General features: G+C 34.0%; 8 protein-coding genes. 1 reads left to right on the top strand and 7 read right to left on the bottom strand.

What is annotated here, in order from left to right:
• Position 1: 1 nt before the first annotated feature.
• The gene (locus tag P177_RS03900; RefSeq protein WP_036152023.1) at positions 2 to 1,060 is read right to left on the bottom strand and encodes a 3-oxoacyl-ACP synthase III family protein; all 1,059 of its coding nucleotides are present in this window, start codon (positions 1,058 to 1,060) and stop codon (positions 2 to 4) included.
• A gap of 162 nt (positions 1,061 to 1,222) precedes the next feature.
• Positions 1,223 to 4,075 carry an aminomethyl-transferring glycine dehydrogenase gene (gene gcvP, locus P177_RS03905; RefSeq protein WP_036157754.1) on the bottom strand — a complete coding sequence of 951 codons (2,853 nt, stop codon included), beginning with the start codon at positions 4,073 to 4,075 and terminating at the stop codon, positions 1,223 to 1,225.
• A gap of 129 nt (positions 4,076 to 4,204) precedes the next feature.
• On the opposite strand from gcvP, the gene P177_RS03910 reads away from it, so the two are divergent.
• A complete protein-coding gene (locus tag P177_RS03910; RefSeq protein WP_036152030.1) occupies positions 4,205 to 5,032 on the top strand; it encodes a UbiA prenyltransferase family protein in 828 nt (275 codons plus the stop codon).
• Here P177_RS03910 and P177_RS03915 read toward each other — a convergent pair.
• The 5 genes from P177_RS03915 to P177_RS03935 all read right to left on the bottom strand — a co-directional run bounded on the left by P177_RS03915 (position 5,025) and on the right by P177_RS03935 (position 12,324).
• Positions 5,025 to 5,255 carry a hypothetical protein gene (locus P177_RS03915; protein WP_316930775.1) on the bottom strand — a complete coding sequence of 77 codons (231 nt, stop codon included), beginning with the start codon at positions 5,253 to 5,255 and terminating at the stop codon, positions 5,025 to 5,027. The two genes, P177_RS03910 and P177_RS03915, sit on opposite strands and share 8 nt — an antisense overlap.
• A 2-nt stretch (positions 5,256 to 5,257) precedes the next feature.
• Complete coding sequence (locus P177_RS03920; protein WP_036152039.1) at positions 5,258 to 5,812, bottom strand: sigma-70 family RNA polymerase sigma factor; 555 nt, start codon at positions 5,810 to 5,812, stop codon at positions 5,258 to 5,260.
• Positions 5,813 to 6,245: 433 nt separating this feature from the next.
• Positions 6,246 to 6,644, bottom strand: a complete 399-nt coding sequence (locus tag P177_RS03925) for a response regulator (protein ID WP_036152040.1) — start codon at positions 6,642 to 6,644, stop codon at positions 6,246 to 6,248.
• A gap of 7 nt (positions 6,645 to 6,651) precedes the next feature.
• Positions 6,652 to 11,199 (bottom strand): sensor histidine kinase, encoded by a 4,548-nt coding sequence (locus P177_RS03930; protein WP_036152041.1) that lies wholly within the window; start codon positions 11,197 to 11,199, stop codon positions 6,652 to 6,654.
• A 114-nt stretch (positions 11,200 to 11,313) separates the two neighbouring features.
• Positions 11,314 to 12,324 (bottom strand): cadherin domain-containing protein, encoded by a 1,011-nt coding sequence (locus P177_RS03935; RefSeq protein WP_036152042.1) that lies wholly within the window; start codon positions 12,322 to 12,324, stop codon positions 11,314 to 11,316.
• Between the last annotated feature and the right edge of the window lie 28 nt (positions 12,325 to 12,352).

Genomic DNA, 12,352 nt, shown 5'->3' on the forward strand with positions numbered 1-12,352 from the left:
TTTAGATTCTATATACCATTGCATTGACGTTCATTCCGGCGCCAACACTAGCAAAGATAACAACATCTCCCTTTTTAATTTCCTGATTTTCTAATTTACCGTCTTTTACTAGATCAAATAATGTAGGTATGGTAGCAACTGAACTGTTTCCTAATTTAGAAATACTCATGGGCATAACGCCTTCGGGCATTTCTTTGCCATATATTTTGTAGAAGCGTTTTACTATAGCTTCATCCATTTTTTCGTTTGCCTGATGAATAAAAATCTTCTTTACCTCTTCAATTTTAATACCGCTGTTATCTAAGCACGAAGCCATTGCGGGTGGTACGTTGGTGACAGCAAATTCGTAAATCTTTCTGCCGAACATTTTTATATAATAGGCTTTCTTTTCATCTTCTTTGTTATAAGATTCTCCAAAAAATAGATAGTTGGCTTCGTCAATTGCAAAGGTTGCCGACTCATGAGCAATGATTTCACCGCCATCAATAGATTCTTCTACAATAGCCGCACCTGCTCCGTCCGAATAAATCATAGAATCACGATCATTGTCATCTACAATTCTTGATAAAGTTTCCGCTCCAATAACCAGGCATTTTTTTGCTATACCACTTTTGATGAATGCATTGGCTTGGATCATACCTTCTAACCAACCTGGACAACCAAATATTAAGTCATAAGCAACACATTTAGGATTTTTTATCTGTAATTGGTGTTTTACCCTAGTAGCTAAACTTGGTAGGGTGTCACCTTGTATATACCCGTCTTTAAGGTCTCCAAAATTGTGGGCAACTATAATATAGTCTATCGTTTCTTTGTCTACTTTGGCATTTTCTATAGCCTTTTCCGCGGCGAAAAAAGCTAGGTTGGAAGTAGTGTATTTTTTGGGAGCATATCGCCTTTCTTCAATACCGGTTATGGCTTTGAACTTCTCAATAATAACCTCGTTGTCGTGTTTAAAAGAACTACCGTCTAAATTTAAAAAATTATGGTTATTAAAATCTGTATTAGAAACTTTTAAATCAGGAATATAACTTCCCGTTCCCGTAATTGATATGCTCATTTTTAAATTTTGATTTGTAACCGAAATTTAATCAAATTGTAAAAATATTATATGCATGCATAATAAATTTTACGATGGTCAAGCCATTTTATTTTAAATACGGAGTATAAAAAAAGCCTTTTCAAAATGGTGAAAAGGCTTTGTAGTATGGGTTTGTAGCTATTATTCAGTTTCCATATACGCTTCTATGGGTGCGCAAGTACAAATTAAATTACGGTCTCCATATGCATCGTCAACTCTACGTACAAATGGCCAAAATTTATTATCGGCAATGTAGGGTAGAGGAAAAGTTGCTTTTTGTCTGGAATATGGAAATTGCCAATCATCCGTGGTAGCCATTTCTAAAGTGTGCGGTGCATTTTTAAGTACATTATTTGGCTCGTCAATATTTGATTCGTCAATTTCTGCACGGATAGATGACATGGCATCACAAAAGCGGTCTAATTCAGCTAAATTTTCGCTTTCGGTAGGTTCTATCATCACCGTTCCTGCTACAGGAAAAGAAACTGTTGGTGCGTGAAAACCATAATCCATAAGTCGTTTTGCAATATCCGTAACTTCTATGCCATTTTTTTTGAATGGTCTACAGTCCAAGATCATTTCATGGGCAGCTCTTCCTTTTTCACCTGTATAAAGTACATCGAACTTACCTTCAAGTTTATGCTTAATATAGTTGGCGTTAAGAATTGCAATTTTTGTAGATTGAGTTAGACCTTGCTCTCCTAACATTTTAATATATCCGTAGGAAATAAGGCAAACCAATGAGCTTCCCCATGGTGCTGCGGAAATAGCCGTAATAGCATCTTCACCACCAGTTGTTATTACCGGGTTACTTGGTAAAAATGGTACTAATTGTGGAGCTACACATATTGGACCAACACCAGGACCACCACCACCATGTGGTATGGCAAAAGTCTTGTGAAGGTTCAGGTGACAAACATCTGCACCAATAGTTGCAGGATTAGTTAAGCCTACTTGGGCATTCATGTTGGCACCATCCATATAAACTTGTCCGCCATGATCATGAATTAATTTTGTAATCTGTTTAATCGATGATTCAAATACACCATGCGTAGAAGGGTAGGTTACCATCAAGGCAGCTAATTTGTCTGAGTGTAATTTTGCTTTCTCTTCTAGGTCGGCAACATCGATATTTCCTTTTTCATCCGTTTTGGTTACCACAACTTTCATGCCTGCCATTACCGCAGAAGCCGGGTTGGTACCATGTGCAGATGAAGGAATCAAGCAAATATTTCTTTCAGATTCTCCTCTAGATTCGTGATAAGCTCTAATAACCATTAATCCTGCATATTCTCCTTGTGCGCCAGAGTTTGGTTGTAATGATGTATCTGCAAAACCTGTAATAACTGAAAGATCTTTTGCAAGTTCTCTTAATATGGTTTGGTATCCTTCCGCTTGGTCTACCGGTACAAATGGGTGAATATTTCCCCAGTTAGATGAACTTAAAGGTAGCATTTCACTAGCTGCGTTTAACTTCATGGTACAGCTTCCTAAAGAAATCATGCTATGGTTAAGGGCTAGATCTTTGCGTTCTAGTTTTTTAATGTAACGCATTAATTCAGTCTCTGAGTGATAAGAATTAAACACCTTGTTCTCCATGAAAGAACTGCTGCGCTGAATATTATTTGGTATTGAAGTTGAGTCTAGTAAGTTTGTGACTTCTGGTGCTGACTTGCCAAGAGCCTCCGCGAAAATAGATATAATCTGATTAAGGTCTTTTAAAGAAGTAGCTTCATTGACCGCAATGGAAATAGTATCATTATCTACATAGTAGAAGTTTACTTCATTAGCTTCGGCTATTGTGCGTATTTTTTTAGCATCTGCCTTTACCGTTATAGTATCAAAATAAGCAGAATTTATTTGATAAATACCCAAGTTTTCCAAAGCATCTACCAAAGTAACCGCCGTAGCATGAATTTTTGAGGCTATATATTTAAGTCCTTTTGGGCCGTGGTATACACCGTACATACCCGCCATTACGGCAAGCAAAACCTGTGCGGTACAAATGTTGGAAGTTGCTTTATCTCTCTTTATATGCTGTTCTCTGGTTTGCAAAGCCATTCTTAAAGCTGGCTTACCATCAGTATCTTTTGTTACACCGATTATTCTCCCTGGAATATTTCTTTTAAATTCTTCTTTAGTGGCAAAGAATGCTGCGTGAGGACCACCATAACCAAGCGGAATGCCAAATCGTTGCGTGGTACCTACAACTACGTCTACACCAAAATCTCCTGGAGAAGTCAATAATACTAAGCTCATGATATCTGCAGCTACGGCTACTTTTATATCATTTTCTTTTGCTTTGGCTACAAAACCAGCATAATCATACACTTGTCCATATTTACCAGGGTATTGTAATAAGGCACCATAAAAATCAGAACTGAAGTCGAACTCTTCGTGGTTGCCTATAACCAATTCAATTCCTAATGGAATGGAACGTGTTTTTAAAAGTGATAATGTTTGCGGTAATATTTCTTCGGATACAAAGAATTTTACAATGGCATTCTTTTTCTGTTCACGACTTCTAACATCAAAAAGCATGGTCATGGCTTCTGCTGCTGCCGTACTTTCATCTAGTAGGGAAGCGTTGGCCAATTTCATACCTGTTAAATCCGATACAATGGTTTGGAAGTTTAATAATGCTTCTAATCTACCTTGGGCAATTTCCGCTTGGTACGGAGTATATGCCGTATACCATCCCGGATTTTCTAGTATGTTTCTTTTGATTACTGACGGAATCAAACTTTCATGATATCCTAAACCGATATAGGTTCTGAAAACCTTGTTCTTTTTTGATAACTCCTCCGTGTGGGCAAGAAACTTATGCTCACTCATAGCAGGATCAAGTTGTAGAGGCTCTTTTAAACGAATATGATCTGGTATGGTCTCAAAAATAAGCTGTTCCAGATGTTCAACACCTACCGTGTTGAACATGGTATTTAAATCTTCTTCCCTAATGCCGATATGGCGTAAAGCAAACACGTCAGTCTTCATAGATACTATTGTTATATAAAGTGTAAAATTACCACTTTTATGTGTTTTAATTAGTGCCATAAGATGCTCATAACTTGAAAGTTTTTAACCAAAACAAAAGGTTATAAACACTTTAACTACTTTTGTTTAATGACCATGATCAAAAAGATTTTTGATTTTTACCTAGATGCTAGTATTCATGTTGCTTTGGCAATATTTAGCTTGGTTCATGTTACCGCACTAACATTAAACATAACCGTACAGATAGAACTCTATTTTTTTATTTTTTTCGGGTCTGTTGGCTGCTATAATTTTGTAAAATTTGGGGTAGAAGCAGAGAAGTATATTCTCGTGGTTAATACATATCAAAAAAACATTCAGTTTTTTAGTTTTGGATGCCTGTTGGTTGCAGGGTATCAATTGTTTTTTCTATCTGAAAGGGTATTTGTGTGGCTATTTATTTTAGCGGCAGTTACTGGACTCTATGCTTTGCCGGTATTACCAAGGCATAAAAATTTTAGAAGTTTCAGCGGATTGAAAATTTTAATTGTCGCTGCGGTCTGGGCCGGTGCTACAGTGCTATTACCAGCTATTTCTGTCTTAGATGAAATTTCTTGGAATGTAAAAATTGAGACGATACAGCGATTTCTTTTTGTATTGATACTTTTGGTACCGTTTGAGATAAGAGACTTAAAATATGATAGTGCAGCACTTAAGACTTTGCCACAAAGGGTGGGCGTAAATGGAACCAAAATGATAGGGTACGGTTGGACAATTCTTTTCTACGCTATTACTTTCTTGAAAACGGATTTAAACCTGGTTCATATTGCTGTAAAAACCATTTTGTTTATCGTGTTATTGCTAATGCTGCTTAAAACGGGAACTAGTCAAAAGAAATACTTCTCGTCTTTTTGGGTAGAAGCAATACCATTGTTTTGGTGGTTACTTTTTATAATTAGTAAAAAGTGTACTATTTAGCTTTTTTAAAATTTTCTTTCATCTTCTTTTTTTCATCATCTGTCAAAACAGCCAATCTTGCTTGATTGCAAAGAGATGTTAATTTAGTATTGTCCTTACTATGCTTTGCACAGGTTTTGCACATAAGTAAATGAAACTTTAATTTTATTTTATCCCAATTAGAAGCTTCTTCGTATTGAGTTTTGTTGCAAATAACTGCCGCCTTTTCACATGAAATCATCATAACTAAAACCAATTTTGATTTAAACAACCCATTAAGCCTGTTCTGGCTCTATGTATCATTACCCAAAGGTTAGACGCATTAATCCCTAAAGCATTACAAATATCTTCAGTTTCCATTCCTTCTATTGTTTTCATGGTGAAAACTTGAGCTTGTTTTTTAGGTAATTTAGAGATGCATTTTTGAATGGCAAGACCTAATTCTTCATTCTCGATTTCATCGTTTTCGAAATTGCTATTAGGGTCTGCAATGCGTTCTTCCATCCAGTCACCCTCTGCATCGGTCTGTGAGCTGTAACTCATGCGAACTTCTGCCTTACCTTTTTTCGAATTTATTTTACGATAATGATCAATGACTTTACGTTTTAGAATTGCAATTAGCCAAGTGCGTTCTGCTGCGTCCCCTTTAAAATTTTTAGCAGATTTTAGACCTGCTATAAAAGTATCTTGAACAAGATCTTTTGCTATTTCTGCATCACTTACCCTTGTAATGGCGTAATTAAATAGGTAATCTGCATAGAGATCTACCCATTTGTCAGGATTTAGGTTTTTTGTTTCCATTGTTTTTCTGCGATTCAAAAGTAAATTAATTTTAGTTATATTTTTTATTTTTAACGTAAATGTTAAAATAATAAGAAAAATACTACTTTTTACTTTGTCTTTTATCGTCTAGGTGAAATTTGCTCCAATGGAATTGGAATTTATGTTAAATTTTTTGGGTGATGAAGCCTCCAAGGAAGTTTTAATAATTGTAAGAACTCTACATGACTCTAAGAAAAGAGGTATATGAAAGAGCTTTGAACATCTATTGGTTTTTCAGTCAATTTAATGACTAAGTACTAGTTTTAGATAAGAATAAAAAAATAAGTTTACTGTAAAAAAGAGGGGGAGTTTAAAATCTCAAACTAAGTTAGCAGAACATGGCTTTAATAATGTTGGGGATTTACAAGTTGATTTCGAAGCTTTTTTCGTGCTAAAACATCTATAAATATATTTATAATTCAGCTAGAATTTTAGTTAATTGATTGTCTTTTATTGGTTTAACAATGTAATCAGTTACCTCTTTTATCATTTTTGCCTTTTCAAAATCTACTAAGTCTACAGAAGAGGACAAGATGTAAATGGTAATTTTTTTAGAAAATTTGGGTAATAACTTTATATATTCGTCCATAAATCTATAGCCATCCATTACAGGCATGTTTATGTCTAGAAAAACAATATCAGGTAGCTCATATCTCTCACTTATATTTTCATTAAAAAAACTCATCGCTTCGGCTCCATCTGTAAATGGAATAATCTTTCCAACAGATTTGTGTGCTTCTAAGGTGTGGAATATGGTGTATTGAAAAACCTCGTCATCATCAATTACGCAAACTTTGATATTATTGTCCATCTTATTGTTAATTAAAAGAAATATTAAATGTTGTTCCTTTGTTAACTTCACTATCAACAGATATTGAGCCACCCATTGAAACTATTTGTGCCTTAGTCAAAAATAGCCCTAGTCCTCTAGCTTCCGGATGTTTATGGAAAACTTTGTTGAGACCAAATATTTTGTTTCCGTGAATTTTCATATCGATACCCAATCCATTATCCTTGAATTTTAAAAGTACTTTTCCATTTACTATTTCAGATGATATAAAAATTTTAGGTACTCTATCTGGTGATTTGTATTTTAAAGAATTACTAACTAAATTAAGAAAAATACTTTCTAAATAGATAGGATTATATTTTACATTTTTAGCTTTTGTGAAATTGCAGGTAACAACCCCTCCTGTTTCTATTAGTTCTGCAGCTAAAATTTCTTTGATTTTATGTAAGATTTGCTCTAAAGAAAGTTCTTGTTTAATAATAACAGCGTTATGCTTTATGGTTATCGTCTCTATTAGAGCATTAAGTGTATCTGATAAGTGTTCTATTACAGTTTCAAATTTGCCAAAAATTTCTAGTTTCTTATCTTTATTATCGGTTTTGTTGTAAAGATTTAAAAGGGCGTTTAAATTGCTGACGGGAGAGCGTAAATTGTGTGATGTAATATGATTGAATTCTGCAAGTTGTTTGTTTTTTGAAATTAATGTTTTCGTTGATTTTTCCAAATGTTTGTTGGTTTCTAGAATCTTCTGTTGTGATAGTATTTCATCTGTAATATCTCTACATGAACCAATAATTTCTGTAATTGTTCCACTTTCATTGGTGATTACCTTGCCTACAATTTCAATAAATCTTTGGTCTCCATTGTCTAAAATTGCGCGTTGTGTAAATTTTTTGAATTCTTTAGTGGTAATTGCTTTATTCTTCTTGTTTATTAATAATTCTTGGTCTTCTGGGTGGGTATGAGAAAGAAGTAGTTCAAAATTCATAGCAATACCAACTTCAAAACCAAAAATTCTATACATGTTATCTGACCAAATAAATGAGTCGTTAAAAATATTTAATTGCCAATAACCGATCATGGCGAGTTCTTCTGCAAGAGATAGTTTATGGTTCTTCTCAGCTATATCTTTTTCTATCCTTAACCGTTCAGTAATGTCTTGAGCAGTACCGGCTACTTCTATTACTTCGCCAATGTGGTTTTTAGTGATGCCTGCTATTGATTCTATGAAAAGAATATTGCCATCATTTAAGATTATTCGAAAATTTATAGATTTATAACTTTCGTCTCCATCTATGCATTTTTTAACTTGGTTTTTTACATTTTCAATATCTTCTGGGTGTATTTTAGAGTAGAATATACTCATATTCATGGGGGTATTTACTTTTAATCCATAAATCTTAAATAGATTATCTGACCATTTTAATTTATCGGTATGGGTGTCGTAATGCCATGAGCCCATCTTGGCTATTTTTTCTGAAAAAGAGAGTAGTTCATTTTTTTCTTTAATTTTTTCTTCTGCTTTTATTTTAGCCGTTACGTCTTGTGTTGTTCCAATTAATTCTAGAATATTTCCATTTTGATCTTCAATAACTTCAGCCAGTAATTCTAATGACCTTATGCAGCCGTCATCTCTTAAAATGCGAAATCCAAGTGTTTTATCACTTTGGTGGGAGTCTAATATATTTTTAATTTGATTATTTACATTATCGACATCCTCAGGGTATACTTTAGATAAAAACACCTCTACAGTAATAGGAGTGTGTAATTCAATCCCAAATATCTTGTAAAGGTTATCTGACCAAGTTGATACTCCAGTTCCGGGATTCCACTTCCAGGATCCCATCATCGCCATTTTCTCGGATACGGAAAGTAAGTGGTTTTTCTCGTTTATTTCTTGCTCGGCTTTAACACGGCTGGTAATATCTTGAGTTGTCCCTGTAATTTCTAAATTGCCATCTTCATCAATACTGGTAACTCCTCTGACCTCTAATGTCTTAATAGTATCTTTATCTAATTGAATGCGATAATTTACATGTTTGTGTTCTATTCCTTCTACTATTTCAGTTGAAACTTGTTTTACTTTTTCTAAATCTGGAGGATAGATCTTTGCCAAAGATTTTTCTAAATCAATATGTTCACCGGGTTCATAGCCATATATTCTATAATGGTTATCAGACCATTTAAAAATTTCTTTCTTGGGCTGCCATTGAAAAGAACCTAAATTGGCCATTTTTTCGGCTAAACTTAATTGGTGGTTTTTGTGTAATAGCTCTAGTTCCCTATGTCTGGCTTCTGTGATATCTTGGCAAGTGCCAGACATTTCAAGAACCTCCCCTTTACTGTTTCTAACAATTTTGCCTATAGATTTAATTATCTTAATTGTGCCATCATCTAATTGAATTTTATAAGTGGAACTTGGAAAATCTCCCTCTTGCATTGCATTAGTGAGTTTTATAGCAATTCCCTGTCGGTCGTCTTCGTGAATATAATTTATGTAAGTCTCAAAAGTTAACGGTTTGTTTTTGTCATGACCGTAAATGGCATGTAAATTGTCTGACCAAAAAACTTCATTGGTTGCGGTATTCCACTGCCAATAACCAATCATTGCCATTTTTTCGGCACTGTTTAATTGATGGTTTTTTTGCGCTAGTTCTAACTCTTTTGTTTGGTTTTCGGTAATGTCTAAACAAGTTCCTAAAAGTTCTTGTAGACCATCCTCATTGTTATACGTGACCTTTCCTATAATTTGAATGATTTTAATAATATTGTCGTCCGTAATAATTCTATGAGTATAACTGTAGAACTTATGATCGTTAATTGATTTATCGATTTTTAATTTGGTAGCTTCTTGATCTTCTGGGTGAATTTTATTGAAGTAAGAGTCAAAAGTTATTTTTTTATTTTTTGGATGATCAAATATGACATAAACGTTATCTGACCAAAATACATCATCTGTGGCAGGTTTGTACCTCCAATAGCCCATATTAGTAAGATGTTCTGCGAAATTAAGTAGTTCTTCTTTTTCTTGTAATTCTTGTTCTAAATGTAATGTGCTCGTAATGTTTCGAGCGGTTCCAATTAATTCTTTTTCGTTATTTATTTCGTTAGATACTATATCTGCAACAATTTCTAAAGTTCTTATGCTACCGTCGCTAATTATAATTCTATGAATGAACGTGCATTTAGAGTTTGTGTCTTGTACAAATTGCATTGAATTGTCAACAATGTGTTTGTCATCGGGGTGTATGCGAGTATACAATACCTCAAAATTCATGGGAGTGTTTTTGTCAAAATCCATAATTTGGTATAGATTCTCTGACCATTTAAACATACCTGTAATAGGGTTCCATGACCATGTACCTGCTTCGTTATTGTTTTCGGTTAAACTTAGCTGTTGATGCGTTTGTGTAAGCTCTAATTCTCTATTTATCTTAGAGGAAATGTCTTGAGTAGTACCTATGAGTAATTTGACATTTCCGTTAGTATCTGTAACGGCATCTGACACAACTTGTACGGTTTTTACAGCCCCATTTTTTGAAATTATACGATGTGAAAATGTGTGAGATTGCTTTTTGACTAATATTTCATTGAATTTTTCCTTAAGATGTTCTAAATCATCTGGATGAATATATTTCTGAAGCACTTCAAAACTCATTTTTGTGCCAATCTTTATTTCAAATATTCTATAGAGATTATCTGTCCATCTAAATACATCCTTAGATAAGTCTAACTGCCAAGAGCCTGATTTATTTACATTTTCAGTTAGTTTTAATTGTTGATTGGTTTGTGTAAGTTCATGTTTTATGGCAATGCTATCGGTAATATCTTGGCATGTTCCAATCATGGTCACCACTTTTCCTTTTTCGTTAGATATCACTTTGCCATCCGCGGATAACGTTTTTATAGTTCCATCCTTCAATTGAATCCTATAACTAGATTTGGGGAATTTTTTAGTCTTTAACGCAAGCTCAAATTTTGCTTCTATGGCATCTCTATCGTCTTCGTGAATATAGCTTAGATATACGTTGTATGATATTGGGCAATTTTTATCGTGGTTAAAAATGTTGTAGAAATTATCGGGCCATTTTAATTCGCCCGTAATAATATTCCATTTCCATGATCCGGAGTTTGCCAAAATTTCTGCGGCATTTAACTGCTCTAGATGCTGTACTGTTTCAACTTGTGAATTGTTAAAATGCGAAATATCTATAGTGGTGCCATGAAGACAAGTGCAACATCCATTTTTTAAAACAGATTGCACCGTAGTTCTTACTAAACGTTTTTTACCTTTTTGGGTTAGGATCTCGTAAGTTAGCTCAAATGGAAAGCCCTTGTTAATTGCTTTTTTATGGGCTTTGGTCAGTAATTCTTTTTGGTCTGGGTAGTAACAGTTTCCATATAAATCTTCCGCCTGCGGTGTGAAATTTAAGGGTGCTTGGTGAATTTCTTTTAAGTCATCATTCCAGTATATTTCGTTGGAGTTGATGTCAAATTGAAAAATGCCGATACTTGTAGGGCTATTGGTCGTTTTCAATAGTTGATCATTATGTAAAGGAGTATTTCCTTTTTCCATTACAAAGTGTGTTTTAAGTTTGGCGCCAAAGGCATAAAGAATAAACTACTTGTTGTAAAGGATTGTGCTGTAGTTATATTACTACAATATAATGTTTAAATATTTGATTTACAGTTAGTTTTTCAAAATTAATTTGTTTGCTAAAAACCACATAATTTCTTCTTCGTTCAAACCGGCAGATAATTCATTGGAATATGCTAGCCTAATAATTTCTTTTTCAATCTCCAAAAAGTCGTGATTATTACTTATGTTAGAGCACATAAAACTGTTTTCAGTATCGCATTTGTCCGAATGTCCAAAACCTAGAGCATGACCCAGTTCATGCTTAAATAATATAGAAGACGATACCGATAGCCAAATTCTACTTTCATTTAAGATAGAATTGTTGTTGGCAGTCATGGCATAACCATTAAATGTTTTACCATTTATTATTTGGAACATGTCTTCCCAAATGTTTTCTACATCGGCTGTTTCGCCTAAAAATAAATGTGCATTGCCTTCTTGTTCACTATCAACGATAGTAATGTTAAAATCACTATTTTCAAAAAGCACATTGTATTCTTCTACGACTTCTGAAACTATAGCTTCTAGTTCTGGGGTTGAACCATCTAAAAAGATGTTCATAGGTTCTTGCCATCTACTATTGTGATTTAACGCTGTATGTGTGGGTGATTGCCATAGTGTAAGGTGATTGAAATAATCTATGATTTCCATTTGATCCTCGTTTAGTAAATCATATTCATTGACATCGTTTACCGTTAAGTTGTAATCTTGATCAACAATTGATGCACCGTCAAAAACCGAAATGGTGAAAGGAATAATATTTTGACTTTCAAAATCTAAAATTAAATTAGCGCCAACAGATAATTCTCCGTTATTTTCATTGATTTCTATTCCACTTTCAGAGTCAATACTAAAAGTTAGGCTGTCGTTGTCACTAGTAGTAGCCGTTACCGTACCTATTATAGTATTTATAGCGGCATGCTCATCTATACTAAAAGCTTGGGCGTTTAATATTGGTTGGCTATTTTTATTTTCTTCGGATATCTCTGAAGTTAGTACCTCTGAGTCTTTGCTACATGAGAATAGAAGTATAGCAATAAATGGAAAAACAAGTTTTTTCATGGAATGGTATATTGAAATAAGCGCAATA

This window comes from Maribacter forsetii DSM 18668 (genome assembly GCF_000744105.1).
GTDB lineage: Bacteria > Bacteroidota > Bacteroidia > Flavobacteriales > Flavobacteriaceae > Maribacter > Maribacter forsetii.

What these genes read in the sequence shown, in the direction of transcription:
- P177_RS03900 (WP_036152023.1), bottom strand. Translation starts at nt 1,060, where the DNA reads ATGAGCATATCAATTACGGGAACGGGAAGTTATATTCCTGATTTAAAA.
- gcvP (WP_036157754.1), bottom strand. Translation starts at nt 4,075, where the DNA reads ATGAAGACTGACGTGTTTGCTTTACGCCATATCGGCATTAGGGAAGAA.
- P177_RS03910 (WP_036152030.1), top strand. Translation starts at nt 4,205, where the DNA reads ATGACCATGATCAAAAAGATTTTTGATTTTTACCTAGATGCTAGTATT.
- P177_RS03915 (WP_316930775.1), bottom strand. Translation starts at nt 5,255, where the DNA reads ATGATGATTTCATGTGAAAAGGCGGCAGTTATTTGCAACAAAACTCAA.
- P177_RS03920 (WP_036152039.1), bottom strand. Translation starts at nt 5,812, where the DNA reads ATGGAAACAAAAAACCTAAATCCTGACAAATGGGTAGATCTCTATGCA.
- P177_RS03925 (WP_036152040.1), bottom strand. Translation starts at nt 6,644, where the DNA reads ATGGACAATAATATCAAAGTTTGCGTAATTGATGATGACGAGGTTTTT.
- P177_RS03930 (WP_036152041.1), bottom strand. Translation starts at nt 11,199, where the DNA reads ATGGAAAAAGGAAATACTCCTTTACATAATGATCAACTATTGAAAACG.
- P177_RS03935 (WP_036152042.1), bottom strand. Translation starts at nt 12,324, where the DNA reads ATGAAAAAACTTGTTTTTCCATTTATTGCTATACTTCTATTCTCATGT.